The sequence below is a fragment of the Corallococcus sp. bb12-1 genome (genome assembly GCF_026626765.1).
Taxonomy (GTDB): Bacteria; Myxococcota; Myxococcia; order Myxococcales; family Myxococcaceae; genus Corallococcus; species Corallococcus terminator.
In genome coordinates, this window is sequence record NZ_JAPNJZ010000001.1 from 105763 (window position 1) to 132163 (window position 26401).

The following is a 26401-nucleotide window of genomic DNA, read 5'->3' on the forward strand; positions in this document are numbered from 1 at the left end:
CGTCATCAAGAAGCTTGAAACCCACCCCGCTCCTCCCTTTAGTAGGGGCTCCAAATGAACAACAGTGACGAACCTCCGCCTGCCCAAGGGCAGCGCGTGTCCGCGCTTCGCGCGTGGGCGAAGCAGAATCTTTCCCGCCTCATCTACTTCCTGCTGGGTGCGTCCAACCGCATCCGCCTGCCGACGCCGTCCGTGCTGCCCATCGCGGGCGCGGTGGTGGGGCTCTACAGCGGCCTGGCCGCCGGCATCTTCTCCAACCTCATCGGCGTGATGAGCGGCATCACGTTCAGCGCCGCGGAGCTGGCGGCGACGCTCAAGCCGCAGCGCCTGCGCACGCTGATGGAGTCGCTGGCCTCCGCGCGCTGGCACCTGGAATACGCGCTGGTGGGCGTGCCCCTGGCGCTGGGCGCGCTGCTGCTCGCGCGCGTCATCGAACCGGGCGGACCGCGCGACGAGGTGAAGCGGCGCCTGCGGCTGCTCGCGCTGCTGACGCTGGGCGGCCTTTCGCTCTACTACCCGCTGGTGGGGCTGGCGGCCATCAACGCGGTGTTCGGCCACGCGCACAACCTGCCCGCGGCGCTGCCGCACCTGCCCTGGTGGCTGGTGCTGCTGGCGCCCACGCTGGGCGGGCTCGCGGTGGGACGGCTCTTGCGCGACCGGCCGGAGACGCACGGCCACGGCCTGCCGGAGGTGGTGCGCGCGGTGAAGAGCGGCGCCAACGTGGTGCCGGCGGACCGGGGGCTGCTCAAGCTCATCGCGTCCGCCATCACCATTGGCAGCGGCGGGTCCGCGGGCCGCGAAGGCCCCATCGTCTATGGCGGCGCTGCGTTCGCTTCCAGCGTGGGACGCGTGCTGGGCTTCAGCCGGCGGGAGCTGTCCATCCTGCTGGCGTGTGGCGCGGGCGCGGGCATCTCCGCGTCCTTCAACGCCCCCATCGCGGGCGCGGTGTTCGCGATGGAGATCATCCTTCGCGAGTTCGAGCTGCGCGTCTTCTCCCCCATCATCCTGGCGAGCGTGGCGGGCACGCTGGTGAGCCGGGGCGTGCTGGACGAAGCGCCCATGCTCAACCGGGTCAACTACGAGCTGGTCAGCGGCGCGGAGGTGTTCGCCTACGCGGCGCTGGGCATCGGATGCGGCCTGCTGGCGTTCGCGTTCGTGAAGATGCTGCACGGCGTGGAGCACTTCTTCCAGGGACGCGGGGGCGGCCGGCTCTCCCCGTGGCTGGGCAGGAAGCCCCTGCCGGTGCGCGCGGCGCTGGGCGGCCTGTGCACGGGCGTGCTCGTGTTCCTGAGCCCCACGGTGTGGGGCAGCGGTCACGACTTCATCAACCTGGCGGCGGCGGGCCAACTGCCCTTCATCTTCCTGGTGACGGCGTGCGTGCTGAAGCTGCTGGCCACGTCCATCACGATTGGTTCGGGCGGCTCCGGCGGCACGTTCTTCCCGGCGGCCGTCATCGGCGCCATGGCGGGCGGCGCGTTCGGCACGCTGGTGCACTACTTCTTCCCCCTGGCCACCGGGCCCAGCGGCGCGTACGCCATCGTGGGCATGGGCGGCGCGGTGGCGGCGCTCACGCGCGGACCGCTCACCGGCATGATGATGCTGTACGAGCTGAGCGGCAGCCACGACATCATCCTGCCGCTGATGGTGACGTGCACCATCGCGTCCGCGCTGTGCCACTACCTCATCGAGCGCACCTCCACCAAGGTGGTGAGCGACGAGGACCTGCTGACAGGCACCCAGGTGCGGACCCTGATGACGCAGGTGGCGGCGGTGCCGGCGGGCATGCCGCTGCGCGCGCTGACGGACCAACTGCTCACGTCGGAGGTAGGCACGCTGCCGGTGCTGGACACGCTGGGCAACCTCTACGGCACCGTGCAGGTGGAGCAACTGCGCGAGGTGTGGCGGGACGAATCCATGTACCCGCTGCTCGTCGCCAGCGACCTGGCGCGCAAGCTGCCCGCGCTGGCCCCGGACACGGACCTGGCCCATGCGCTCCTGATGATGGACCAGGAGGACGTGGACGCGCTGCCGGTGGCGCCCGTGCTGGGGCTGGCCCCCTGCGGGCTCCTCACCCGCTCGTCGGTGCGCCGCTTCCTCTTCGCGCAGCACACGCGCACGAACGGCGACCACGCCGTCGCCCCGACCGAGGTGACGCACTGAAGCGGACGGCCTCCCTGGAGGAGGCGCGGGGTCTGTCAGGAAACCGGGGGAGCGGGCATCCTTGGGCGCCATGTCCGACCCCGCCCTGTCCACCCTGCGCGCCGAGCTGACGTCCACCTTCCATGACGCCCGGGTGCGCCGGATGGTGGACCTGGGACGGAGGGCCCGAACGGAGCCGCAAGCCCAGGCGCTGCTGGACGCCCTGGCCCGGGGGGACGCGTCCGAGAGGCGCCTGGCCCTGGCGGCACAGTTCACCCGGCGCGATGGCGTGGCGGTGCTCAAGGCCACGGCGGACGACTCCTTCAGGGTGCGCGCGCTGGCGTTCGAGCTGGTGCCGCTCGCCTGTGATGATGCCCAGGCCCTGGAGGCGCTGCGCATGGCGCACGGCATGCGCCGGGAGCAGTCCCTGCTGCGGCTGTTGGTGATTCGCAAGCGGCACGCGGTCATCGACGCGTACCTGGACGGACTGGCGGAGAAGGGCGACAGCGCCACGTTCGCGGACGCGGTGCCCCTGGCCTCGGCGCAGGGCCTGCGTCGGCACCTGGCGCGCGCGCTGGAGCGGCCCAGCCACCGGTTCTGGGCTCGGCTCGCGCGGTTCGCCCCGGAGGTGCTGGGCGAGGTGCTCATCGAACGGATGCGCGCGGTGACGGGCGAGGCGGATCCGGTGACGCGGATGCACGTGGACTGGGGGCTGGTGCGCCTGGCGGAGCAGGTGCCCGACGCGGCGGAAGCGCTGCTGGAGTTGATGCTCGCGCGCGGCATTCCTCCCTACGAGGGCGCGCTGCGGTGGCTGGTGCGGCTTCGCCCCGCGCGCACGCTGGCCCTCCTGCGCCAATACCCCAACATCGCCCTTCCGCACCTGCTGTTCGCGAAGGCCGTGGGCTCGCTGGATGCGGAGGCCCTGACGTGGATCCTCCAGCGCGACCCGAACCTGCTGGGCACCTCGAAGGACGTGCTGAAGAAGGTGGCCGAGCCCCTGCACCGGACCGTCACGGAGACCTGGTGCGCGGCGGTGGATGGTTCGCCCCACTGGGGCACGGAGTTGATGGCCCTCATCCAGGACGCGGGTGTGCGCGAACACGTCTTCCAGCGCTGGAGCGCGGCGATGCGCAACCGCGACGGCGTCATTCCGGTGGGCTACCTGGAGCGCCTGCCCGTGGACCTGCGCGAGCGCGAGGCGCGGCGGCACCTGCACGAGGTGGTGGCGCTGGGCACCCGGGCCGAGTCTCGCATCGTCTACGCGCGGCTGCTGCCCTGGGACGAGGCGCTGGGCGTGCTCCGGGGCTCGATGGGGCATCCCGACGCGGGCATGCGCGGCCTGGCGCTGGGCGCGGTGCTGGCCCTGCCCGGTCTGCGTCCGGACGAGCCCGCCTGGGTGGCACCCGCGCTGGCGCTGGTGCTGGCCCGGAAGAACGAACAGGACCCGGTGCGCGGGGCCATGTTGCAGGCCCTGAACGGGTGGCCCCGGCGGATGTGGCGCGCCGAGCACACCGAGGCCCTGGGCCGCATCCTGCGCGACGCCCTGGACGCGGCGGACCTGTCGCCGACGACGGCCATGGCGGCGGAGGTGCTGCTCGTGCGGGCCTTCGGCGCGGACCCCGCGTGGGGTGCGCCGTGGCTGGGCACGTTCCTCAAGGAGCGGGGCAGCCTGCGGGACGCGGGGCTGGGGCACCGGCTGACCGACGACGAGGTGCGCCGGGCCGCTCCCTTCCTGCTGTCCCTGGCGAAGGTCTGGGCGGAGCGTGAGCGCGGCGGGCCCCTGCTCCAGCTCGCGCAGAGCCTGGGCAAGCGCGCGGCGCTGGTGCCCGGCCTGTCGGAGTGGCTGGTCTCCGTGCGGGACGTGACGCCGGATGGGCGGCTGGCGGTGGCGCTCAGCCAGTGGCTGTCGAAGGAGGACCGGCCCCGCTTCGAGGCGACGCTCGCGGGCGCGCTGCGGCGCTGGAGGGACCGGGGCTGGGACGACGAGGTGGTCACGCTGGCGCTCCACGAGAAGCGCGACGTGCCCCTGCACCCGGAGCTGGTATCGGAGCTGGAGCGGGTAGCGCTGCGGCTGGGCAAGCCGTCCGCGAACGCGCTGTGGGTCCTGCGCTACCGCGCGTGCAAGGACTTCGACCGGATGCTGCCCACGCTGCTCAAGCGTGACGAGAGCGCCATCGCCATCCCCGTGGTGCGCGAGTACCTGCACCGGCGGCGGCAGGACCTGCTGGGCCCGTACCTGGGCGCTCCGGCCATCACCGGCCAGTTCGCTACGGGCGCGACGCATTGGATCCTCCCCTTCGACTCGGGCTTCTACCGGTGGACGGCGGAGCAGAACCGGATGTATTCGCGCGCGCTGTCCAAGCTGTGCGAGGACCCGGAGCGGGACACGCCCACGCTGCTGGCGGCGGTGACGCGGCTGGCCGCGCTGGACTGGGCGCCCATGGACTCGCTCCAGGCGATGGCGGACGACAAGCGGCCCGCGGTGCAGGAGCGGGCCCTGCGGGTGCTGGCCCGGTGCGACCAGGGCCAGGGCGTGCCCACGCTGATTGAGTGCCTGGGGGATTCGCGCGCGCGCATCGCCATCTACGGCCTGCGCCGGGCGTTCAACGGCATGCCTCCCGCGCGGGTGCTGGCGCTGCTCGCGGACGTGCCGCTCGCGAAGGTCACCGTCGCCAAGGAGGTGGTGCGGCTGCTGGGCGAGCTGCGTTCGGACGCGGCCTACGGACGGCTGTTGGAGCTGGACGCCCTGCCCCTGCACCGCGACGTGCGCATCGCGCTCCTGCGCGGGCTGTGGGACCACCTGGACCGCGAGCCCACGTGGGCGGTGTTCGAGCGGGCCGTCACGGGCGACGACGCCATCATGGCCTCGCGCGTGGGGGACATCCCCGCGGACCGGCTCACGGAGGCCCTGGACGCGCGGCTGTCCGCGCTGCTCGCGAAGGTGCTGGCCCGGCCGGAGCCCGACGCGCGCATCGACCTGCTGCGGCGCGCGGCGTTCCTCCAGGTGAAGGACCGGGAGCGGGTGTTCCTTGCCGCGTGCGGCGCGCGGTTGGTGTCGCCCTTCGATGACGAGGTGCGCGCGGCGATGGGGGCACTGGTCCGCCGCGCCGACGAACAGGACCTGCCGTTGATGGCGCGGATGCTGGAGGCGGTGGTGGGCGACCGGCAGGCGCTGAGCGTGGCGCTGGATTCACTGCTCCAGCCCCGGGAGCGGATGCGCCCCGTGCCCCTGCGTACGACGCAACTGCTGGCCGAGGTCGTCCTCACGAAGGACCCGCGCCTGGCGGTGCATCGCGTGCGCTGCGCGGCCATCGCCCTGGAGCCTTTGGTGTTCGCGAGCCACCTGGATGCCCTGGGTCATGCGGGCTGGCTGCACGCGGATGCACTGATGGCGGCCCAGGTGGCGGTGGCCCAACTGCCGCTGGAGTCGATGGAGGCGGTGGGCGAGCGTCTGGGAAAGAGCCCCAGTCCGGAGGTGCGGCGACTGGCCGTGCAGTGCGTGGTGCGCGACGCTCAGGAGGGACGGGGCTGGACGCCGGAGCGGCTGGAGACGCTCGCCACCCTTCAGCGGGATGCTTCGCCGCTCGTGGCCGGCGCCGCGCAGTTCGTGTTCCCTCCCAGGGAACTGCTGAAGACTCCGCGCGCGTAGGGTGTCGCGTCCCCTGCCGGGAGGTGACTCCTCCCGGCACCCCGCACCTTCAGTTGAGCGAACGCTCCAGTGGATTCGGGACCCGGACCGGCGCACCCGCCGAGGCGCCCCGCACGGCCTCGTGCGCGTACCGCTCCAGCGCCAGGGCCCGATGGGCCACGGTGTGCTCGGCCAGCACCCGTTCGCGGGCGCGTGCTCCCAGTTGGAGCCGGTCCGCTTCCGGCATCTCGCGCAGGTACAGCAGCACGTCCTTCGCCGTGCGCGCCACGACCACCTCCTCGCCCAGGGAGAAGAGGTCCTCCAATCCTGGCCAGGGGTCGCAGATGAGGGCCGCGCCACACGCGGCGGCCTCGAACAGATGCGGGCCCGGCGAGTGCTCCGCGCGGGAGAGCGCCAGCGTGAAGCGCTGCGCCGCATGGAAGTCCGGGCGCTCACGCGACGCAGGGGCCGCCTGCCGCGTCACATTGGAGGCCCACGCCGCATCCACGACGGACATGCCTCCGGCGAGGACGAACCGCCCTTCGGGCCAGTCGCGCGCGGCCCCGAGCAGCAACGGCCCCAGCAGCGCCCGGCGCTCCGGCGACAGCGGCCCCAGGTGCCCCAGGTCCCAGCGCATTCCCTGCTGTGGTCGCGGCGCGAAGTGCTCCGGGTGCACGCCGGGCGGGAACGCGCGGGCCCGGGCCACGCCCCACTCGCGCTCCAGGCGCACGGGCACGGGGCCTCCGCAGGAGCACAGGCAGAGGTGGTAGGCCGCGAGCTGTTCGGGCGTCATCCGGGATGCGTCTTCCGGGTGGCGCTGTCGCAGCGTCCGGGGTGTGTCGCGGTCCCAGCAGACGGTGAGCCCGCGCGCGGTGTCCGTCGCCCAGCGGCCCACCTCCGCGACCCGGGGCACGTCCGCGTCCACCAGCACCAGGTCCGCCCGGCGCACCCGGGAGCGGAAGCGCGCGTGCAGGTCCGCCACGTTCAAGTACGGCGCGAAGAAAGGCTCCCCCTCCAGCCACGCTCCACCGGACAGCGCCTGCTCCAACAGGAGGACCGCGTGCCCCCTGTGCCTCAACGCCTGCGCGAGCAATCTTGAAGCCGTGCCCCGCGCGCCCTCAGCGGACGCCCCGCACGGCGGACCCAGGAAGACGATGTCCATCCCAACGGGCCTCCTTCACGCCCCCGACCCCAACGGACGGTGGACGCCCGCGCGGCGACTCCAGGGCTATCGCTTCCGGCAGCCCACGAACAAGGCGGCGGCCCTGGGTCCTCGTGAACTCCTCAACGGCCGGGCACCTCTCCGGCCCACGCGGACAGGCCGGACGTCCGCGAGTGGACCGTGGCCCCTCCCTCCAAGGCGAGGAGCCCCTGCGTCACGACACCGTGGCTACTTCGTCGGCGGTTCGGCCTTGATGGGGGGCGTGTTCCCAGCGGGCGCCTCCGAGGGCTTCGCCGCGCTGGCCTTGCGCAGCGGGCACGCGACGATGGCGCCCGTGGGGTCGATGGCGTCCTTGCCCTCGTCCACCTTGAGCACCTTGCGGTCCTCGCCCACGACGAACGTGTAGCGCTTGGACACCGTCACCACCGGCATCTTCACGTCGTACGCGGTGACGACCTTGCCGTCCGGATCCGGGATGAACGCGAAGGGCGCCTTGAGCTCCGTCCTGAAGCGCGTCAACGTCTCCGCGTCGTCCGTGGAGAAGGCCAGCACCTGGCCCTGTACCTTCTCGATGTCCTTGTAGCGGTCGCGGTACGCGGTCAGCTCCTTCGTGCAGCCCCCGGTGAACGCCTTGGGGAAGAAGGCCACGATGACGGGCCCCTTCTTCACCATCTCCGACAGCGTGTACGACGTGCCCCCGGTGTCCTTCACCGTGAAGTCCGGGGCGGTGTCGCCCACCTGGGGAATCGCTGCGCTGACCAGTCCGACCACGAGCAGGGGAATGAGCATGGCCGGGACTTAACGGGCCCCGGACATTGGGACAAGCCAGGAACAAGTCCGCCCCCGCTACGTCGTCAGCCGGGCCCAGACGGCCGCCGCGGCCTCGCGCGACTGCTCGGCCACCACGGAGGGGTTCACCGACAGGGGCCGGCGCGCCCAGACGCGCCACACGCCGTCCACCATCACCGCCTCCACGTGCCGGCTGCCCAGCCCGTGGACCACGTGCCATGCCAGCGTCTCCGCCGTCAGCGGCGTGGGCGACAGGTAGTCCATCACCAGCAGGTCCGCGAGCGCGCCCTCGCGCATGGGGCCAATGGCCGCCTCGAACACCTGCGACGCCAGCCGGTGCCCGTTGGCCAGATAGCGCAGCACGTCGATGGGCTGCCCCGCCTCGCGCGAGCGCAGGAACGCCGCCTGCGCCTCCGCGAACAGGTCCGGCGACGTGCCGTCCGTGCCCAGCGACGCGCGGGCCCCGAACTTCAGCGCCGGCGCGTAGCCCACTTCGAGCCCCTGGTTGGAGCGCGGCGTGTGCACCAGCCACGTCCCCGTGGCCAGCACCTGCGCCAGGTCCGCCCACTCCAGGTGGCCCGCGTGCGCCGCCATCGCTCGGGGCGACAGAAGGTTTCCGTTGAGCAGGCGCGTCACCGGCGGGTTGCCGTGGCGCTCGGTGGACAGCCGTTCGTCCAGCGGATCCTCCGCGAGCGGGAAGTGCAGCCCGGTGTTGGTGGTGTTGAGCGCCTCGCCCAGGCCCTGGAGCGCGTCGTCGCCCAGGGTGAACATGGGCCCCGCGCCCACCTGTCCCCGGAAGCGGCCCCGGGCCTTGCGCGCGAAGCTGACCGTCTCCTCCAGCCCCTCCTCGCGCCCCACCGCGCCCATGCGGTCCGTCACCGCATAGGACAGCACGCCGCGCACGCCCACCTCATGGAGCCCGCGCGCTACGCGCAAGAGCGAACCCGTCACCGCCTTGGGCGAGGCGTGCAGGTCGAACAGGGTCGTGGTGCCGCACTGGATGGCTTCGAGTCCGCCCGCCGTGGCGCCCACCTGCACCGCGTCCAGGTCGAGCGCGTTCTCGAAGGGCCAGCGCACCTGCTCCAGCAGCGCCTGGTAGGTCTCCGGCGTCGGCCGCACCAGTCCGCGCGACAGCACGCTCACGAGCCGCTGGTGCGCGTTGACGAGCCCCGGGAAGACGAGCTTGCCGGACAGCGCCACCACCTCGTCGTCGGGGCCGGGCGTCAGGTCCTCGCCCCGCGCCACGATGCGCTCGCCTTCGATGCGCAGGTCCACCCGCTCGACGGAGGCGGGTTCCAGTTCGACGACGTAACCACCCTTGAGGACGGTGCCCAACATCCCTCCCTGCATTCGCGACGGTGCGCGAGGTTCGTGACAGCGGCCCCCTTCCCCTTAGGGGTCCCACTTCGAGCGCGGCAGGTTAGCACTGCACCCCCGCCCCCGGTCACCGGGTACGCCCCTCCTTCCACCCACACCCGTCGTCCCGGCCTGGCCAATACGGTGCGCATGGGCGTTTCCAGGGGCCCTTGCCCTCCTGAAACATCCCGGGAGCAAGGGTTCAGGGGTGGGGACAGCCAGGCAGGCATTCCCGCAGGACCTTGGGTGCCAGGGGCACGGGCCCGTAGACTGCCGCCACCTTGGTGTCAGAACCCGGCTTCTCCTGGGCAGGTCGCTACCGCTTGAGTTCGCGCATCGCGACGGGCGGCATGGCCGAGGTGTATCTGGCGCGCGCCATCGCTCCGGACGGGCAGCGCGGCCCGGCGGTGGCGGTGAAGAAGCTGATGCCGCACATGGTCGTGGACCGGCGCATCGTGCAGATGTTCCTCAACGAGGCGCGCATCACCGCGCAGGTCCGGCACCCCAACGTGGTGTCCATCCTGGAGCTGGGCATGGAGGGCACGGAGCCCTTCATCGCCATGGAGCTGCTGGAGGGCTGTTCGTTCGCGGAGCTGCGGCGGGAGGCGGCGGAGCTGGGGCACCGGGTACCCCTGGGCATCACCCTGCGCGTGCTGGTGGATGCGTGCCGGGGGCTGGATGCCGCGCACCGCGCCGTGGACGAAGCGGGCCGGCCGCTGAAAATAGTCCACCGCGACTTCACGCCGGACAACATCCACGTGGGCGTCAACGGCGCGGTGAAGGTCATCGACTTCGGCATCGCGAAGGCGGACGCGCTGGGCTCCGGCACGGAGCCGGGGACGCTGAAGGGCAAGTTCTTCTACATGTCGCCGGAGATGATCGCCGGCCGCAGCGTGGACCACCGCGCCGACCTGTTCGCCGCGGGGGTGATGCTCTACGAGCAGCTCTGTGGCCGCCGGCCCTTCACCGGCATGTCGTCCGACGAGGTGCTGTCGCGCATCGCGGAAGGACGGCCGAAGCCGCCCACGGCGTTCGACCCGTCGGTGCCGCAGGCGCTGGAGGCGGTGTGTCTGATGGCGCTCGCGAAGGACCCGGAGGCCCGCTTTGACAGCCTCCAGACCTTCATCAACGCCATCGAATTGCTGGGCGGTCCCGCGGAGGTCGCCACGCCGGCGCAGGTGGCCGCGTACCTGGACACGTTGTTTCCGCCGGACCGCAACCCCAAGCGACAAGCCCTGCGGCGCGCGAGGCTCGCGGATCCGTCGAACTCGGGCACGGACGCCACGCCCATGGCGGACGCGCTGCCGCCATTCGCGGCACGGTGGCCCGCGGAGCCGGAGCGCACGGCGGCGTCCACGAACGTGTACGGGTCGGGTTCGTGGCCCGGGATTCCAGCGGGAACCGAGGTCCTGCCCGAGGGTCCGGTATCCCTGCGCGGTGAGGTCCCTCTCAATCCGGACGCGCCCTCCACCTCCTCACGGGGTGAAGCCCCGAGCGGGCCGGACGCGCCCTCTTCCGCTTCGCACGGCGAAATCCCGAGCAGGCCGCACGCGCCCTCCTCTTCGCGCGGCGAAGTCCCGAGCAGGCCGCACGCGCAAGCCTCCACGGCGGGAGTGAGCAGCACCGCCCCCCGGTCGCGCAAGGGCATCGCGCTTCTCGTGGGCGTGCTCGCCCTGGGCGGACTGGGCGCGGGGGCCACGTGGTTCCTGCGGCGTCCGGATGTTCCGCCCACCGCACGGCTCGCCGCCGCCGAGGCCGCCGCGACGGCGGACGCGAAGGCCTCCGCGCTGGAGGGGCTGGGCAAGGACGCACGCGCCACCGCCAAGGAGCTGGCGCGCGCGAGCACCCTGCTGCTCGACGCGGGCGCCCACCCCCAGGCCCTGGCCCTGGCGGAGGCGTACACCGCGCGCTTCCCCAAGGAGGCCGAAGCCCACCTGCTCGCGGCGCGGGCCGCCACCGAGCTGCGCATGGGCAAGCGCGCCGAGCGCGCCATCGACGAAGCCACGCTGCTCGCGCCGAAGGACATCCGCGCGCCCCTGGCCCTGGCCGAACTGCGCGCCCGTCAGGGCGATGTGCCGGGCGCGTTGACCGCGCTCGCGAAGGCGTATGCGCAGTCGCCGGGCTCCGCGCTGGTCGCGCCCCGCTACGGACAGCTCCTGTCACAAGGGGGCCGGCTGGATGAGGCCGCCAGCGTGTTGTCCACCTGGACGCGTCAGCACGACGACGCCGCGGCCCTCGCGGAGCTGGGCTTCGTGCGCTTCCGCCAGGAGAAGCTGGACGACGCGGCCTCGCTGCTCAAGCGCTCGGTGAGGAAGGCCCCTTCGCTCGCGGTGGCCCATTCGTACCTGGGGGCCGTCCTCTTCCGGCAGGGCGACCTCCGGGGCGCAGAGCGCGAGTACCGCGAAGCAGAGCGACTGGCCCCGGACGACCCCCGGGCCCTGACGGCGCGCTGCCGGCTGCATGCCCACGCGGGCGACACCGCCGCGGTGGACGAGGTGAAACGTACGCTGGCGGAAAGGTTCCCCGCCCAGGCGTCCACACTGTCTGCCGAGTGCGGTCAGGGGAATTAGATCCCCTCCCATGCGCCTCCGCTTCCTCGTCCTCGCCGCGTCCAGCCTGCTGATGACGGCCGCCGCCTGTCACCCCGTCTCGGATGATGAGCCCACGCCCGACGCGGGGACGCAGGATCCAGACCCCACGGCCGGGGACGTGGCACCCGCGGACCGCACCTCCTGCGCGGGCCTCACCGTGGCGGCGGGCACCTACGACTGGACGGTCGAGCACGGGGGCCGCACGCGCGCCTACCGCGTCCACGTTCCCACCGGCTACGACGCCACGAAGCCCACGCCCGTCGTGTTCAGCTTCCATGGCTTCTCCTCCACCGAGGTGGAGCAGGAGCAGTTGAGCCAGTTCTCCACGCTGGGCGACACCGAAGGCTTCATCGCGGTGTACCCGCGCGGCCTCAACTTCCCGGAGGTCTACGGACAGGGCGAACCGGACAGCCGGGGTTGGAACGGCGTCGCGTGCTGTGGCCCGGCGCAGATCGCCAACGTGGACGACGTGGGCTTCGTGGACGCGCTGCTCGCGGACCTGGACACGCGCGTGTGCACGGATCCGCGCCGCGTCTTCGCCAACGGCTTCTCCAACGGCGGCTTCTTCTCCTACCGGTTGGCCTGTGAGCGCGCCCAACGCTTCGCCGCCATCGCGTCCGTCGCGGGCATGGAGGGACTGGCGGACTGCAATCCGTCCCGGCCCATCCCCGTGCTCCACTTCCACGGCACCGCCGACGAGACCATCTTCTACGAAGGTGGCAGCAACATCCTCGGGGGCAGGCCCTATCCGTCCGCGGCCGAGTCCGTGCGTCGCTTCGCGGAGCGCAACGGCTGCACCGGCCCGGAACAACAGACGTTCCAGCAGGGCAACACCACCTGTGTCGCCGCCACCGGCTGCACGCCGGAGAGCGCCACCGCGAGCCTGTGCGCCATCACCGGCGGCAAGCATGCCTGGCCCGGTCAGCCCGGCTACAACGGAGGCACGTCGGACCTGGACGCGACACAGCAGATGTGGCGCTTCTTCCAGGCCCGCCCCCGGCCCTGAAGGAGCACGCCACGCCCCCCCGCGCCCTCATCCTCAGCGCCGACGACCTGGGCTACGACCCTGGCATCACGCGGGGCCTGCTCCAGGCGCTGCGAGAGGGCGTCGTCTCCTCCGCCACGCTCCTGGTGAACACGCCGTGGTCGGAGGAGGCCGCGAGGCAATCGCAAGGGCTCGCCATCGGGTTGCATCTGAACCTCGACCGGGGTCCGCCGGTCGGTCCCGACTTTCCGCGCGAGTTCCGCTCCATGGAGGGAGGCTTCATTGGAGCCCGCGTGGACGCGCTCCCGGTGGACGTGGTGGAGGCGGAAGTGTTCGCGCAGCTGGGCCGGGCGGAGCGGCTGCTAGGCCGGCCCGCCACCCACGTGGACGTGCACAAGCACCTGCACCGTCATCCCCGCGTGCTGGAGGGACTGGCGCGGGTCGCACGGCGCGCGGGACTTCCGGTGCGGTCCATCGACACGGCCATGCGCGATGCGCTCCGGGCGCTCGGCGTGGCCACGAATGATGCCTTCGTGGGGGAGTCCGGAGAAGCGGCGTACTGGACGCCAGAGCGCTTCGCGGCGGCGCTGGAAGCGCTTCCCACCGAAGGCGTCACGGAGTGGATGTGCCACCCGGGCCACCTGCCCGAACTCGTCACCAGCCGCTATGCGGAGCAGCGCGAGGTGGAGCTGGCCACCTTCCTCCATCCGCGCTCACGTGAAGCGCTGGAGCGTGCGGGACTGCGTCCCACGGACTTCCGCGTGCTCGGCACGTCCTGAGCGGACACGGATCCTCACGCCTGGCTACGACGCGAGCACGGGCTCCGACTCCACCGGCGGCACCAACCGGCGCCGCGCCCGGTGCAGCATGTTGCGCACGCCCTCGAGCAGTTCGTCCGCGCGGTAGGGCCGCGAGCACAGCGCGGCGTTCTCCTGCGCCCACCACGGCCGCGAATCCCCCGCCAGCAGGATGGGCACCGGCCGGGCTCGGGGCAGCGTGGCGAACGTCTCCAGGAAGGAGCCCACCTGGGACTGCGTGGCGCTCGTCGACAGCACGATGAGGTCCACGGGCAGGTGCGTCGCCTTGCGCAGAGCCTCCGCGCCGTTCTGCACGGTGAACACCTCGAAGCCCTCCGCCCGCAGCGTCCGCTCCGCGGAAGCCTCCTGCCCCTGATCCTCGTCCAGCACCAGCACGCGACGAGGCAGCCTGCGCACCTCATGCGCCGCCATGCGTGGCAGGTCCAACGTGAAGGTGGAACCGTCGCCCTCGCGGCTGCTCAGCGCCAGCGAGCCACCGTGCATCTTCACGATGGAGTGGCTGATGAACAGCCCCAGCCCCAGCCCACCGAAGTTGCGGTGCGACACGTTGCGCGCCCGGTAGAAGCGCTGGAACACCTGTCCCTGGTCCGCGCCCGGAATCCCGATGCCGTGGTCCTGCACCTGGATGCGCGCCGCCTCCGCCGTGCGCTCCACCCGCACCGCGATGGGCGCTCCCGCCGGGCTGTACTTGTGCGCGTTCTCCAGCAGGTTCACCAACACCTGCTCCAGCCGGTCGCGGTCACCCAGCATCCAGACGCCGTCGGGCGGCACCTCCACGGAGAAGGGCCGTTCGAAGGCATGGCGGAAGTGATCCACCACCTCCGCCACCAACTGCCCCACCTCCAACGGCGCGGAGTCCAGCGCCAGCCGCCCCAACTCCAGGCGGCTTGCGTCCAACAGGTCCTCCACCAGCCCCGCGAGCCGGTCCACCTGCCGCTTCGACTTGAGCACGCTGGCCAGCTCCACCGGCTGCCCCGCGGCGATGCGGCGCTCCATCGTGTACAGGCTCAGCTTGAGCGGCGTGAGCGGCGTCTTCAGCTCGTGCGACGCGATGGACATGAACTCCTCGCGCACGCGCAGGGCCGCCTGGGCCTCGCGCAACAGCCGGGCGTTCTCCACCGCCACCGCGAGCTGACTGGCCGCCGCGCTCCACATCTCCAGCTCCCGCACGGAGAACGAAGCGCCCTGTTCCTTGTAGATGAGCAGCAGGCCCACCGTGCGGCGAGGCGCGCACAACGGCACCGCCGCGAACACCGACCCCACCGCGTCCCCGTAGCCCCGCTGGATGCCCAACTGCGGCTGGCGCAGGGCCAGGGCCTGCCGGTAGGGGTCCTCCGAGGGGTCGAACGCGTCCCCCGGCATGTCGAGCCCCTCCAGGTCCGACACCGCCATGCGGCGCAGCGTCGCGTCGTCCTCCTCGTAGAGGAACACCTCCGCGCGTCGCACCTGGGCACACCTCACCAGGGACACCACGGCGGCCGAGCAGACACGGTCGACCTCCAGCGACTCACCCACCGCGCGGGCAATCTCCCGCACGGCCTGTGAAAAGGCGCCCTCGTCGTCCACGCCGGAGGGCTCCATCACCAGCCAGGCCCCGGCGGAGTCGCCCGTGCGGGTGGGCTTCACCTGCACGCGCACCTGTCGGAGGGCTCGGGTGATGACATGGCCCGTGTGGGGCCGGCCCTCGCGGATGGCGCGTTCCAGGGCGTCCAGGCTGCGGCTGTGCTCCAGCGCGTCCAGCAGCGTGCCGCCGGGTGGAATCGCCACGCCCGTCTTGGCCGCGAAGCCCTCCTCGCACCACTGGACGCGAAGGTCGGGTCCCACGCGCAACAGCGCTTGGGGCAGGCACGAGAGGACTTCCTCGAGGTCGTTGGGTGGCGGCATGGATGGGGGTACGGCAGGGCTCGCTTGGGGGAGATATGAACCCCCTCTCATCTTCGCCAACCACCCCCCGGCGATCTGCTGCCCTCCGGGGCCCCGGCGCGTTGGAACCCGGACAAAGGGGGTGCCGGGCAGCCAGGGGTGCACCGCGAGGGAGGGCGGCGACAGCCAGCGGACGTGTGCTAGACGACACCGCCATGTCCTCTCAGCCGTCCAAGGAAGTCCAGACCTTCCCCAATCCCGCCCCCGAGCGCGATTACGAGATCGCCTTCGACGTTCCGGAGTTCACGTGCCTGTGCCCGCTGACGGGCCAGCCGGACTTCGCGCGCTTCACCATCAAGTACGTGCCGGATCAGCTCTGCGTGGAGCTGAAGAGCCTGAAGCTCTACATGTGGTCGTACCGCAACGAGGGCGCCTTCCACGAGAAGGTGACCAACACCATCGCGAACGACATCGTGAAGGCCATCAATCCGCGCAAGCTCACCGTGGTGGGCGACTTCTTCGTGCGCGGCGGCATCGGCACCATCGTCACCGTCACGCACGAAAAGCAGAAGTAGGCGCGGGCCTCCTTCGCCCATCCTTCAGCGGGTGAGCTGCTCCAGGAGCGGCGCCCACTGGGGCTGGGAGAGGTAGAGGCCGGTGCCCACGGCGACCGTGCCCGCGGCGAGCGCGGCCAGCACCCACTTGAGCTGGCTGCGCTTCGCGGGCTTCGGCGCGGAGAAGACGTCCAACACGCCCAACTCCTGCTGGGTGAGGTGGGCCAGGGCCTCCGTCTCCGTGAGCTTCTCGCGGTAGCGAAGGAACGCGATGAGCAGCGCGGGGTGGGACACGCGCACCTCGTGGGCGAGGAACAGGTCCAGTTCGCGGCGCATGGCGGCGGCGTCCGGGAAGCGGGCCTCCGGCTTCACGGCCAACGCGCGTTTCACGATGCGCGCCAGGGGCGCGGGCACGTTGGGCGCCACCTTGTGGAGGGGCGTGAACTTGCCGTCGCGGATGCGGGCGAACACCTCGCCGGCCGTCTTCCCCACGAAGGGGCGAGTGCCGGTGAGGGCCTCATAGAGGAGGACGCCCAGGGAGAAGATGTCCGTGCGCGCGTCGATGGCGGCGCCGGTCACCTGCTCCGGGGACATGTAGGAGGGCGTGCCCACCGCCATGCCCTGCTGGGTGAGGGCTTCGAGCCCCACGTCCTTGGCGATACCGAAGTCCATGAGCTTCACCTCACCGGACTTGGTGAGCATGACGTTCGCGGGCTTGAGGTCGCGGTGGATGATGCGGCGGAAGTGCGCATGGTCGAGCGCGCTGGCGATGCGAGCGCCGATGACGGCGGCGACGTCCGGGGGCAGCGGGCCGTCCTTGATGAGGGCGTGGAGGGTGGGGCCGTCCACGTACTCCATGACCATGAAGAAGCTGTCGTTCTTCTCCACCAGGTCATAGAGGGTGACGATGTTCTGGTGGCGGAAGGCGGCGAGCGCCAGGGCCTCGCGGCGAAAGCGGGACAGGGCCTCCTTGTCGCGCTGGCCTTCGGGCAGCAGCTCCTTGATGGCCACCTCGCGCTGAAGCAGCTCGTGCAGGCCGCGATACACGAGCGCCATACCGCCCCTGCCCAGCTCTCCCAGCACGCGGCAGGCGCCAATCTTGCGGTGACGAACAGCTTTATCGGTCTTCGGCTCGGCGATGCTCACGGGGCCGAAGGGTAGCGACTCACGTCGCATGCGTCGATGGGCCCTGGCGATACGGGACGTTCGCACAGGTGTGATGGAAAGACGCGGTGTCGCTGTCTCACGCCAGGAAGCCTACCTGGGGCCCACGGGCTGGCAGGAGGGCTGTATCAGACACATCCCGGCCCGCCGTCACCGGATGAAGTCGTCACGGGCACACGTCAGCGCCGGTTCCTCGACGGAGCGCTCCGCCTCCTGTTCCCCCTGCACGTGCACCCCTGGGCACGCATTCGCATGCTGTTTCCATCGAACGTGCCCAGGGGGAACGCCATGACGGAACGTGATGCCTACATCCAGAAGATGGAAGCGGAGCAACGCGAAGCGACCGCGCGCTTCCAGGAACTCGAAGCCCAGTCGGACCTCGCGGAGAGCGAGGACGAGTTGGATCTCATCACCGGCGCCAAGGAGCGCAGCGACGACTTCCATCGCGAGGTCCAGGCCCTGCGCCACGCGGATCAACAAGACTGGCACCGAGTGAAGACCGCCGCGGAGAAGGCCCGCACCCGGTTCCTGGACCACCTGGACCGCGCCGGCCTCCAGTGGGACCAGCTGCGCGCCGGCTACCGCCGTGAACGTGAGGCCGAACTGCGCAACCTGGGCGCCCAGATGGATCAGTGGGAGGCCGCCCGCCAACGCACCGCCGCCGAGGACTCGCTCCTCACCCGCCAGGAGTTCGACTTCATGAAGAGCGCCCTCCTGAACACCCGCAGCCTCCTCCAGCACCTGGGCCACGCCCGCGGCGCCGCCTGGAAGCAGGCCCGCGAGGAGTACGAGGCCGCCTGGCGAGACCTGCGCGAGCGCTCCCGTCAGATCCGGGCCGACAGCTCCGCTGACACCGCTTCCCCCTACTGACCCCTCCCGGGCAGAAAGCGCTCCCCTCCCTGCTTCTTCGCAGGCGCCATGCGGCTGTCACACGGCTACGCTAGGAACGCCCCCCACCCGGAAGAGACGCGGCCCGGAAGGACCGCACCTCTTCCGGGCGTTCAGCCCGCGAGCCCATGGCCCCTTCCGCCCGCCCGACCCCGCCTCCCGTCCTCGCCGCCATTGATGTGGGCACCAACGCCGTGCGCCTGGAGCTCGCGCGCCCCGACGCGGACGGCTCGCTGGAAACCCTCCACCAGGAGCGCGACCCCATCCGCCCCGGCGAAGGCGTCTTCGCCACCGGCGAGATGTCCCCGGAGACCGCCGAGCGCCTCCTGTCCACCCTGCGCCGCTACGCCGCGCTCTGCCGCCGCCACAAGGCCCAGGTGCGCGCCGTCGCCACCAGCGCCCTGCGCGAAGCCCGCAACCGCCAGGACATCGTGCGCCGCGTGCATGAGGAAGCGGGCCTGGACCTGGAGGTCGTCAGCGGCAAGGAAGAGGCCCGCCTCATCTGCCTGGGCGTGCTGCACAGGAAGCCCGCCAACGCCCGCTCGCTGCTCGTGGACATTGGCGGAGGCAGCACCGAGGTGGCCATCGCCACCGGCGAGAAGCCCGACGACCTGTGGAGCCTCGCGCTGGGCTCCGTGCGCCTCACGGAGGTGTTCGACACCTCCCGCACGGTGACGCCCAAGCAGTTGCGGCTGATGCGTGGCTTCGTCAACGAGGTGCTCCACAAGACCCTGCCGGAAGAACTCCCCACGCTGCCCCGCGTGGCGCTGGGCTCCTCCGGCACCATCCAGGCCGTGGTGGGCTTCGCGGTCAACGACAACGGGGGCAACGCCACCGTGCGACAGCTCACCCAGTCCGTGGAGACGCTGGCCTCGATGCCGCCGGAGCGCCGCCGCAAGCGCTTCGACCCGCGCCGCGCGGACATCATCGTCTCCGGCGCCGTCATCCTGGAGGGCGTCGCGAAGCACCTGGGCGTGGACTCCATCAGCGTCGTCAACCGGGGCCTGCGCGACGGCCTGCTGGTGGACCTGCTCTACCGCCAGGACGAATCGCGCGACGACCACAGCCTCGCGGACGCGGCGCTCGCCATCGGGCAGCGCTTCTTCTTCGACGAGAAGCACGCCCGCCAGGTGTCCCGCATGTCCCTGGCCCTCTTCGACGGGCTGGCCGCGCTGCACCAGTTGCCCCTCTCCGTGCGCCCGCACCTGGAGGTCGCCGCGCTGCTGCACGACATTGGCACGGCGGTCAGCCACGAGCGCCACCACCGGCACACGTACTACCTCATCCACAACGCGGACATCCCCGGCCTCGCGGACCGCGAGCGCGAAATCATCGCGCGGGTCGCGCGCTACCACCGGCGCTCCCAGCCGGAGCTGTCCCACTCCGGCATGGCGGGCCTCACCCCGTCCGAAGCACGGCGCGTGCGCAAGCTGGCCACGCTCTTGCGGCTGGCGAACGCGTTGGACCACAGCCACCATCAGCCCATCCGCGACTTCAAGGTCACGCACGGCCGCGACATCGTGACGCTGCACCTGCACGCGAAGCAGCCGCTGGACCTGGAGCTGTGGAACGCGGAGCGCGAGGTCGCCCCCTTCCGCAAGGTCTTCGGCAAGCGACTCGCCTTCCAGGTGCACTCGGCCGGACGTTAGGACCGTCGTCCCCCTGCCTGCTCACCAGAGAGGAGAGCAGCGCGGGTTTTGCCCGGCCGCACCTCCGTGGCCACCTCCAGTGACAACAGGTCTCGTGCGCGGCGCGCACCGGGGGCCGTTTCGTCATTCGAGCCCCCGGGCGGGCAAGGAGCGCATCATGAAGGCCGTCGTATTCCATGGCATTGGCGACATCCGGCTGGACGACGTCCCGGAGCCGAAGCTCCGCGAGTCTACCGACGCCGTCGTGCGGCTGACCGCCAGCGCCATCTGCGGCACCGACCTGCACATGATTCGCGGCACCATGGCCGGCATGAAGCCCGGCACCGTACTGGGCCACGAAGGCGTGGGCGTCATCGAGGAGTTGGGCGAGGACGTGCGCAACTTCAACGTGGGCGACCGCGTGGTCATCTGCTCCACCATCGCGTGCGGCAACTGCTCCTACTGCCGCTCCGGCTATTACGCCCAGTGCAACGACGCCAACCCCAACGGCCCCGCCGCGGGCACCGCCTTCTTCGGCGGCCCCGGCATGACGGGCCCCTTCGACGGCCTCCAGGCGGAGAAGGCGCGCATCCCGTTCGCGCACGTCACCCTGGTGAAGGTGCCCGCTGGCGTCACCGACGACCAGGCCATCCTCGTCTCCGACATCTTCCCCACCGGCTACTTCGGCGCGGAGATGGCGGAGATCAAACCCGGTGACACCGTGGCGGTGTTCGGCTGCGGCCCCGTGGGCCTGTTCGCCATCGTGAGCGCGAAGCTCTTGGGCGCGGGCCGCGTGTTCGCCATCGACTGCCACGAGGACCGGCTGGAGCTGGCGCGCAGCCAGGGCGCGGAGGTCATCAACTTCGAGAAGGAAGACCCCGTGGAGACGCTCAAGCGCTTCACCGCGGGCATCGGCGTGGACCGAGCCATCGACGCGGTGGGCGTGGACGCCGTGCACGCGCACCACGGCCCCGCCGCCAGGAAGGCCAAGGCGGAGAAGCCCGAGTTCAAGCGCGAGGTGGCCCAGGTCGCACCCAAGACGAAGCCGGACGGCGACAACTGGGTGCCGGGCGATGCGCCGTCCCAGGCCGCGCAGTGGGCCGTGGAGTCGCTGGCCAAGGCCGGCACGCTGTCCATCATCGGCGTGTACCCGCAGACGATGAACGCGTTCCCCATTGGCGCGGCGATGAACAAGAACCTCACCCTGCGCATGGGCAACTGCAACCACCGCAAGTACATCCCGCGCCTCTTGGAGCTGGTGCGCTCCGGCACCGTGGACCCCACCGCCATCCTCAGCCACGTGAAGTCCATGGCCTCCGCCATCGACGCGTACCGCAACTTCGACTTACGCAAGCCCGGCTGGGTGAAGGTGGAGTTGGAGCCCGGCGCCACCGTCCAGTAACGACTCAGGCGTCCAGCACCAGGCACGTGTCGCCGAACTCGTGCCCCAGGTAGCCCGCCGCTTCCGCATGCGCCGCCGCCCGGTGCAGCAGCGGAAGCGGCGCGAAGGCCTGGAGCAGGGCATGGTGACTGCTCCCGGGTTCGTGCACGCCGGTGAGCAGCCCGTGCACCACCCGGAGCACGTAGCCCGGCCCAAGCAGCAGGTCCGTCACGTCCTCTCCCGCCACCAACCGTCCTCCGTGCTGCGTCGCGCGCCCTTCCAGCGCCCGCACCACGGTGGTGCCCACCGCCACCACGCGGCCTCCTTGCGCCCGCGTCTCCTCCACCAACTCCACCGTGCGAACGGGAATGTCCGAACGCTCCGGCCGGGGCAGCGCCGCATCCAGGACCGCGTCTCCCGTGGAGGAGAGTCCCGCCGCGTGGGTGAGCGAAGCCCAACGAACGCCCCGCGCCTTCAACCGCGAGAACACGGACGCGGTGAGGGGCAGGCCCGCGGACGGCATCTCCGCGGCCCAGGGGCGCGCGGCGTAGAGCGTCTGCACATGCCACAGCGCCAGCGGCCCGGCGGTGTGCGCGTACTGCACGGGCCGCCCCGCCTGGTAGAGCGCGTGCCAGAGCGCCGCGCCGCTCAGGTCGAAGGCCACGCGCAGGAGCCGGGGCGAAGGCGGCAGCACTTCCACCACCCGTGCCTTGAGCCCTCCGACTTCCAGGTGCGCGCCCACGGGCAGCTCGGGCGGGGGGAGGCGGTCCTCGGTGCGGCGGCGCCAGTCTCCCGCGCCGAAGAGCACCGCCGTCCAGGTGCCGTCCGGCTCATGGGCCAGCAATCGCAGCTCGATGGGTGCACCCGCGCCGGTGCGGCCCGTGAGCGAGCCGGGCAGCGTGGCCGCGTCGTTCAGCACCAGCAGGTCTCCCTCGCGCAGGAGTTCGGGCAGTCCCGAGGCGATGCCGTCGGTGATGCGACCCGCGCGGGGCTCCACGTGCAGCAGCCTTGCCGCGTCGGGGTGTTCCCGGGGCCAGCGGGCGGCGTTCATGCGGCCTCCCACTTCGCGGCCTCGAACCGCTGACCGGCCGGGGCGTCGCGGGTCTCCGCCAGCGCGAGGATGCGCGCGGCCACGTCCTCCGGCTTCGCCAGCGTCGCCGGATCCGCGTCCGGAATCGCATCGCTGTGCATGCGCGTGTCCATGTCCCCAGGGTCCACCGACAGCAACTGCACGCCGCTGCCCTCCAGTTCGGCGGCCCAGATGCGCGTCAGGTGGTCCAGCGCCGCCTTCGACACTCCGTAGGCGCCCCAGCGGGGATACGCGGACACCGCCGCGTCGGAGGTGATGTTGACGACGAGTCCCCGGCCTCGCAGCACCATGCTCCCCGCCACCGCCTTGGTGAGCCGGAAGGGGCCCAGCACGTTGACCTCCAGCACCCGCGACACGTCCTCGCACGCCGTGTCCAACAACAGGGGCAGCGGAGTGGGGCCCAGGCTGCTCGCGTTGTTCACCAGCACGTCCAGCGGCCCAACCAGCGCGGTGGCCGAACCCACCAGCGGGTAGATGGACTGCTTGTCCCCCACGTCGTAGGCCAGCGCGTGCACCGCCAGACCCTGCGCCCGGAGCGGCGTCACCGCCGCCATCAACGCCTTCGCGTCCCGGGCCACGCCCACCACCCGGGCGCCCCGCCGCGCGAAGACCTCCATCAAGGCACGCCCCAGTCCCCTGCTCGCTCCCGTCACCAGCACCGCTTGGTTCTTCACGTCCATGGGTCTGCTCCTCCTTGGGGAAGAGCAATAGCCCCGGGACTCCGATGTGATGGCATCACCGCCAACGGGTTGGCAGAATGTCAGCGCATGAGCGACGAGGACCTTCCCGGCAGACTGGCGCGCAACCTGCGGACGCTGCGCGAGACACGGGGTGCCACGCAGGTGCAGCTCGCGAAGCTGGCGGGCGTGCCCCGGGCCACCTGGGCCCATCTGGAATCCGGCGCGGCCAACCCCACGCTGTCCGTGCTGCACCGGGTGGCGGGAGCGCTCCAGGTGTCGTTGGAGGAGCTGCTCGCCCGCCCCAAGGCGAGCGCGCGTCACTACCGCCGCGACAGCCTGCCGGTGCGTCAGCGAGGCGCGGCCTTCCTGCGCAAGCTCTTGCCCGACCCGCTGCCCGGCATGGAGTTCGACCGGCTGGAGCTGCCATCGCAGGCCCGCATCACCGGCGTGCCCCACACGCCCGGCACGCGTGAATACCTGGCCTGTGAGTCCGGCACGCTCGCCCTGGTGGCCAGTGGCGAGCGCTTCGTCCTCGAAGCCGGGGACGTCGTCGTCTTCCGGGGAGACCAGAAGCACTCGTACGAGAACCCCGGGACGCGCACGGCGGTGGGCTACTCCGTCGTGCTGCTCACCCCGTCCCTCTAAGCAGGCCGCCAGAGGTTCGTCGACGAATCCGGCGCGGAAGTCCGGCTCCAGTGGAGGCATCCAAGGTCAATCGACGCAGCTTCCTCCTCCTCGGGGAAGGGGGCGCTGAGCATCATGGACGCGAGAAGATGCGAAGGGCTGTGTCCGCTCTGGACTGGGCGCGGGCCCTGGAGGTTCCAGTGGTGCACAGCCCACCGGTCCTGCCGTGGGTGGAGCGTGGCTTTGGGCGTCGTGAAGCGGTCGGCCCCCCCATGCGCCCTGGCCGGCGGGTGGGTCCGCGATAGCCGGTGGGGAGTGGCTCGGGCTGGAAGCCCCCTCCGCGAACGAAGCGTCCCAACCTGTCCGACAGTCGGACAGGTTTTCCAAGGCGGAGCCCGGCACGTCCCCTCCGGCCCTCTTCTCGCCAGGTTCGCCGGGGTTGAAACCCGGTGCGGCTGGAACCTGGAACGCCTCCCCGCTGTCCGGCTCCAGGCGAAGGGCCAGTGCCTGGGGGCCGGGTGCCTCTGCGAGCGCCACGGTGTCCTCGCCAGCGGGCGCGAGGCGGCCGGGGCCACGCGCTTCCTCGCAGGGATGGGCCTCCCGAGCCTCGTCCTGGAGGGCGGGCGCGAATCGCTCCAGCACCCGCTCATCACACGCCTTCAGCAGCGCTGGCAGCGTGTGCTGGAGCGTCCGCGCGTCACGCTCCCGCAGGGCTCCCATCGCTTGGCAGGCCCATTGGCGCAGCGACTCGCCGCCCATGAGGAGCAGCAGCCGGGCCGCGTTGCCCCGCAGGGCTCGTTGCAGCGACTGGATGAGGAGCAGGTGCCCGGGACGGGCCGCCACTCGGGCCGCCAACCGCAGCAAGTCGAATTCCAACTGCGCGCAGCGCGCACCGGACTCCCAACGCGCAGCGTCCCAAAGCCTGAAGCACGCGTCCGCCAGTAGCCCCAGGTCCGGCGCGGAAGCACTCGTGCAGCAGTCGGCCAGCAGTTCCACCAACACCTGCCGTTTGAGGCAGAAGAAGCCCTCCAGTTGCCACCGGCCCTCCGGGGAGCGCTCGTCATGCAGCGCCAGGCCCAGGTTCTCCAGCGTCAGCGACGCGTCCAGCGCCACCGCGCGTGTCTTGCGCCCGGGGTGCTGCACCACCAGGCCCCGCGCCGCCAGCCGCCGCAGCGCCTCGCGCACGGTGCCCCGGCTCACTCCGTAGCCGCACGCCAGTTGCTGCTCCGAGCCCAACTGGCCGCTTTCCGGAAGCCGCCCCAGCATGATTTCTCGTTCAAGCTGCTCCTCCACCTGCGCAACGAGCCCTACCCGCTCCATCCTCGCCACCCTCCTCGCCCGAACCGCTGCTACCCAAGCAGAGGCATCTGACATGGACTTGAGAGCCCACCGTCCTTGTCGCCTCGGCGGTCCGGCGCGGCCCGCGGCTTCACGCGGCGCAAACCTGTCCGACTGGAGGGTTGCGCGGAATAAGGGAGTCTGGGGGGAGGGTAGAGAGGGGGTGATGGAGGAAGAAAACGGCCCCCGCCCGCCAGCGAAGCAGCCGAGGCGGCGCATCCCGAAGGACCCGGCCCCTCGCTTCAAAGCGCCCGACAGAGAAGCGCTGGCCCTCGCGCAGCGGCTGGTGCCCCGGGAGCATCTGGCCAGAAGGGTGCAGCGCGTGGTGGAGCGCTTCGAGATGAGGGCCGTGGAGGCCCGTTACTCGGCCCTGGGCCAGAATGGGTTCGCGCCGCGTCAGCTGCTGGGGCTCTGGCTTTACGCCAGCCTCATCGGGCTGCACCAGGGGACGCGGGTCGCGCGTGCGTTGCAAACGGATTGCGCCTTGCGGTGGCTCAGCGGAGGCCATTGCATCAGCGTTGCGGTCCTCAACCGCTTTCGCGCGGAGAATGCCGGCCTCTTCCTGGCGGCACTGGAAGAGACGGTGCGCTGGGCCGTGGAGGAGGGCCTGGTGCGGACGCAGGAGTTGGGAATCGACAGCGTGCGTTTGCGCGCCCATGCCAGTCGCAGCCAGGTGCGCGTGCACTCGCAGTCCCTGCGGCGCTTGAAGCACCTGGGCGCGGTGGAGCTCGACTCCCTGGACGCTTGCCAGCGCGAGCAGCACTCGCGGCAGGTGCGCAAGCACCAGGAGGCGGTACGCCTGTGCGAGCAACGGGCCGCGGCCAGCGTGGTCCTCAGCAACCCCCGCGCGGCCCTCATGCAGTTTCCTGGCAATGGCGTGCACCCGGGGCACCGCCTCACGGTGGTGGCCAGCGGCGTCACGCAGCGACTGGTGGTAGGTGTCCTGCTAACGGCCTCGGGCAATGACAAGGGCCATCTGGAAGAGGCGATGCAGCGCACGCGCCGCGTGCTGCACACGGCCGGGGTGCCCCTGCCCACGCGGCTGCAAGTGGCCGGAGACTCCGGTTACTGGAGTGAAGAGGACCTGCGCTTCGCCGCCCACCAGCGCCCTTGCGTGGACGTGCTGCTCAACCCGGGCCCGGCCACCGGCCCTCTGGCCAACAAGCCCGGCATGCTCCAGCGCGAGGCGTTTATCCTCCAGCACGCGCGGCGGGCCGTGGTGTGTCCGGCAGGGCGCACCATGCGCGGGCCGGTGCTCAATCACTTCGACCGGTGCGAGGTCTACTTCGGCGAGGGCTGTCCGACGTGCTCCTTGCGTCCTCGGTGCACCCACGCCAGGCGCCGCACCTTCAGCGTGCGCTGGGAGTACGAAGGCGCGCTGGAGGCCATGCTGGCGCGCATGAGGCAGCCAGACGCCAAGGCCCGGTACCTGCAACGGATGGCCACCGTGGAGCCCGTCTTCGCCTCGCTGCAGCAGGACATGGGCTTTCGTCGCCTCTCGTCCCGGCACCCGCCCGCCATCGACGCGGAAGTCTTCCTCAAACTGCTGGCCCATAACGTCAGCCGGCTGCTCACCCGCAGCCGGCTTTTTTGTGTCTTCGTCCTCTTCGAAGCCCCTGCTCCTCCCCCTGCATCGCAGCCAGGCTGAACCCCTATTCCGCGCAACCCTCCAGTCGGACAGGTTCGGCGTGAAGTGTGCCCGGCGGACGCCTCTGCCCATGGA

At 71.4% G+C, this 26401-nt stretch carries 19 protein-coding genes; 11 read left to right on the forward strand and 8 right to left on the reverse strand.

Annotated features, from left to right (window positions below):
- The first annotated feature begins 54 nt into the window (after positions 1 to 54).
- Positions 55 to 2160 carry a chloride channel protein gene (locus OV208_RS00450; protein ID WP_267571800.1) on the forward strand — a complete coding sequence of 702 codons (2106 nt, stop codon included), beginning with the start codon at positions 55 to 57 and terminating at the stop codon, positions 2158 to 2160.
- A 70-nt stretch (positions 2161 to 2230) separates the two neighbouring features.
- Positions 2231 to 5788, forward strand: coding sequence for a hypothetical protein (locus OV208_RS00455; RefSeq protein WP_267571801.1), 3558 nt, complete (start codon positions 2231 to 2233; stop codon positions 5786 to 5788).
- 49 nt (positions 5789 to 5837) lie between these two features.
- On the opposite strand, the gene OV208_RS00460 is transcribed toward OV208_RS00455, so the two are convergent.
- From OV208_RS00460 to OV208_RS00470, 3 genes are all read right to left on the reverse strand, one after another.
- Positions 5838 to 6929: a CgeB family protein gene (locus OV208_RS00460; RefSeq protein WP_267571802.1), complete on the reverse strand. Its 1092-nt coding sequence runs from the start codon at positions 6927 to 6929 to the stop codon at positions 5838 to 5840.
- 228 nt (positions 6930 to 7157) lie between these two features.
- Complete coding sequence (locus OV208_RS00465; RefSeq protein ID WP_267571803.1) at positions 7158 to 7718, reverse strand: peroxiredoxin; 561 nt, start codon at positions 7716 to 7718, stop codon at positions 7158 to 7160.
- 57 nt (positions 7719 to 7775) lie between these two features.
- Positions 7776 to 9053 (reverse strand): amidohydrolase family protein, encoded by a 1278-nt coding sequence (locus tag OV208_RS00470; protein ID WP_267572782.1) that lies wholly within the window; start codon positions 9051 to 9053, stop codon positions 7776 to 7778.
- Between the two features lie 371 nt (positions 9054 to 9424).
- Here OV208_RS00470 and OV208_RS00475 point away from each other — a divergent pair, with 371 nt between their 5' ends.
- The 3 genes from OV208_RS00475 to OV208_RS00485 are packed head-to-tail and all read left to right on the forward strand — an operon-like array spanning position 9425 to position 13429.
- A complete protein-coding gene (locus OV208_RS00475) occupies positions 9425 to 11644 on the forward strand; it encodes a protein kinase domain-containing protein (protein WP_420714968.1) in 2220 nt (739 codons plus the stop codon).
- A gap of 10 nt (positions 11645 to 11654) precedes the next feature.
- Positions 11655 to 12671, forward strand: coding sequence for an alpha/beta hydrolase family esterase (locus OV208_RS00480; RefSeq protein WP_267571805.1), 1017 nt, complete (start codon positions 11655 to 11657; stop codon positions 12669 to 12671).
- Entirely contained in the window at positions 12638 to 13429 is a 792-nt protein-coding gene (locus OV208_RS00485) for a carbohydrate deacetylase (protein WP_267571806.1), read from the forward strand. Before OV208_RS00480 ends, OV208_RS00485 begins: the two co-directional genes overlap by 34 nt.
- Positions 13430 to 13453: 24 nt before the next feature.
- Here OV208_RS00485 and OV208_RS00490 read toward each other — a convergent pair whose 3' ends face one another.
- Positions 13454 to 15352 carry an ATP-binding protein gene (locus OV208_RS00490; protein ID WP_267571807.1) on the reverse strand — a complete coding sequence of 633 codons (1899 nt, stop codon included), beginning with the start codon at positions 15350 to 15352 and terminating at the stop codon, positions 13454 to 13456.
- A gap of 194 nt (positions 15353 to 15546) precedes the next feature.
- On the opposite strand from OV208_RS00490, the gene queF reads away from it, so the two are divergent.
- Positions 15547 to 15906 (forward strand): preQ(1) synthase, encoded by a 360-nt coding sequence (queF, locus tag OV208_RS00495; protein ID WP_267571808.1) that lies wholly within the window; start codon positions 15547 to 15549, stop codon positions 15904 to 15906.
- A 24-nt stretch (positions 15907 to 15930) separates the two neighbouring features.
- Here the strand turns inward: queF and OV208_RS00500 are convergent, their stop codons facing one another.
- A complete protein-coding gene (locus tag OV208_RS00500; protein ID WP_420714969.1) occupies positions 15931 to 16941 on the reverse strand; it encodes a serine/threonine-protein kinase in 1011 nt (336 codons plus the stop codon).
- Between the two features lie 396 nt (positions 16942 to 17337).
- Between OV208_RS00500 and OV208_RS00505 the strand changes: the two genes are divergently transcribed.
- The 3 genes from OV208_RS00505 to OV208_RS00515 all read left to right on the forward strand — a co-directional run bounded on the left by OV208_RS00505 (position 17338) and on the right by OV208_RS00515 (position 20967).
- Entirely contained in the window at positions 17338 to 17919 is a 582-nt protein-coding gene (locus OV208_RS00505; protein ID WP_267571810.1) for a hypothetical protein, read from the forward strand.
- 146 nt (positions 17920 to 18065) lie between these two features.
- A complete protein-coding gene (locus OV208_RS00510; protein ID WP_267571811.1) occupies positions 18066 to 19586 on the forward strand; it encodes a Ppx/GppA phosphatase family protein in 1521 nt (506 codons plus the stop codon).
- A gap of 157 nt (positions 19587 to 19743) precedes the next feature.
- Complete coding sequence (locus tag OV208_RS00515; protein WP_267571812.1) at positions 19744 to 20967, forward strand: zinc-dependent alcohol dehydrogenase; 1224 nt, start codon at positions 19744 to 19746, stop codon at positions 20965 to 20967.
- A 4-nt stretch (positions 20968 to 20971) separates the two neighbouring features.
- Here the strand turns inward: OV208_RS00515 and OV208_RS00520 are convergent, their stop codons facing one another.
- Both OV208_RS00520 and OV208_RS00525 read right to left on the reverse strand, forming a co-directional pair.
- Positions 20972 to 21997, reverse strand: coding sequence for an S-adenosylmethionine:tRNA ribosyltransferase-isomerase (locus tag OV208_RS00520; protein WP_267571813.1), 1026 nt, complete (start codon positions 21995 to 21997; stop codon positions 20972 to 20974).
- Positions 21994 to 22716 carry an SDR family NAD(P)-dependent oxidoreductase gene (locus tag OV208_RS00525; RefSeq protein ID WP_267571814.1) on the reverse strand — a complete coding sequence of 241 codons (723 nt, stop codon included), beginning with the start codon at positions 22714 to 22716 and terminating at the stop codon, positions 21994 to 21996. Before OV208_RS00525 ends, OV208_RS00520 begins: the two co-directional genes overlap by 4 nt.
- Before the next feature lie 87 nt (positions 22717 to 22803).
- On the opposite strand from OV208_RS00525, the gene OV208_RS00530 reads away from it, so the two are divergent.
- A complete protein-coding gene (locus OV208_RS00530; RefSeq protein ID WP_120545387.1) occupies positions 22804 to 23361 on the forward strand; it encodes a helix-turn-helix domain-containing protein in 558 nt (185 codons plus the stop codon).
- A gap of 66 nt (positions 23362 to 23427) precedes the next feature.
- On the opposite strand, the gene OV208_RS00535 is transcribed toward OV208_RS00530, so the two are convergent.
- Positions 23428 to 24660: a GntR family transcriptional regulator gene (locus OV208_RS00535; protein ID WP_267571815.1), complete on the reverse strand. Its 1233-nt coding sequence runs from the start codon at positions 24658 to 24660 to the stop codon at positions 23428 to 23430.
- Positions 24661 to 24844: 184 nt separating this feature from the next.
- Here OV208_RS00535 and OV208_RS00540 point away from each other — a divergent pair, with 184 nt between their 5' ends.
- Positions 24845 to 26326 carry a transposase gene (locus tag OV208_RS00540; RefSeq protein ID WP_267571816.1) on the forward strand — a complete coding sequence of 494 codons (1482 nt, stop codon included), beginning with the start codon at positions 24845 to 24847 and terminating at the stop codon, positions 26324 to 26326.
- Positions 26327 to 26401: the final 75 nt, after the last annotated feature.

Excerpts from the sequence above, each read along its gene's own strand:
- OV208_RS00450 (WP_267571800.1), top strand. The coding sequence starts at position 55 with ATGAACAACAGTGACGAACCTCCGCCTGCCCAAGGGCAGCGCGTGTCC.
- OV208_RS00455 (WP_267571801.1), top strand. The coding sequence starts at position 2,231 with ATGTCCGACCCCGCCCTGTCCACCCTGCGCGCCGAGCTGACGTCCACC.
- OV208_RS00460 (WP_267571802.1), bottom strand. The coding sequence starts at position 6,929 with ATGGACATCGTCTTCCTGGGTCCGCCGTGCGGGGCGTCCGCTGAGGGC.
- OV208_RS00465 (WP_267571803.1), bottom strand. The coding sequence starts at position 7,718 with ATGCTCATTCCCCTGCTCGTGGTCGGACTGGTCAGCGCAGCGATTCCC.
- OV208_RS00475 (WP_420714968.1), top strand. The coding sequence starts at position 9,425 with ATGGCCGAGGTGTATCTGGCGCGCGCCATCGCTCCGGACGGGCAGCGC.
- OV208_RS00480 (WP_267571805.1), top strand. The coding sequence starts at position 11,655 with ATGCGCCTCCGCTTCCTCGTCCTCGCCGCGTCCAGCCTGCTGATGACG.
- OV208_RS00490 (WP_267571807.1), bottom strand. The coding sequence starts at position 15,352 with ATGCCGCCACCCAACGACCTCGAGGAAGTCCTCTCGTGCCTGCCCCAA.
- queF (WP_267571808.1), top strand. The coding sequence starts at position 15,547 with ATGTCCTCTCAGCCGTCCAAGGAAGTCCAGACCTTCCCCAATCCCGCC.
- OV208_RS00500 (WP_420714969.1), bottom strand. The coding sequence starts at position 16,941 with ATGGCGCTCGTGTATCGCGGCCTGCACGAGCTGCTTCAGCGCGAGGTG.
- OV208_RS00505 (WP_267571810.1), top strand. The coding sequence starts at position 17,338 with ATGACGGAACGTGATGCCTACATCCAGAAGATGGAAGCGGAGCAACGC.
- OV208_RS00510 (WP_267571811.1), top strand. The coding sequence starts at position 18,066 with ATGGCCCCTTCCGCCCGCCCGACCCCGCCTCCCGTCCTCGCCGCCATT.
- OV208_RS00515 (WP_267571812.1), top strand. The coding sequence starts at position 19,744 with ATGAAGGCCGTCGTATTCCATGGCATTGGCGACATCCGGCTGGACGAC.
- OV208_RS00520 (WP_267571813.1), bottom strand. The coding sequence starts at position 21,997 with ATGAACGCCGCCCGCTGGCCCCGGGAACACCCCGACGCGGCAAGGCTG.
- OV208_RS00525 (WP_267571814.1), bottom strand. The coding sequence starts at position 22,716 with ATGGACGTGAAGAACCAAGCGGTGCTGGTGACGGGAGCGAGCAGGGGA.
- OV208_RS00530 (WP_120545387.1), top strand. The coding sequence starts at position 22,804 with ATGAGCGACGAGGACCTTCCCGGCAGACTGGCGCGCAACCTGCGGACG.
- OV208_RS00535 (WP_267571815.1), bottom strand. The coding sequence starts at position 24,660 with ATGGAGCGGGTAGGGCTCGTTGCGCAGGTGGAGGAGCAGCTTGAACGA.
- OV208_RS00540 (WP_267571816.1), top strand. The coding sequence starts at position 24,845 with ATGGAGGAAGAAAACGGCCCCCGCCCGCCAGCGAAGCAGCCGAGGCGG.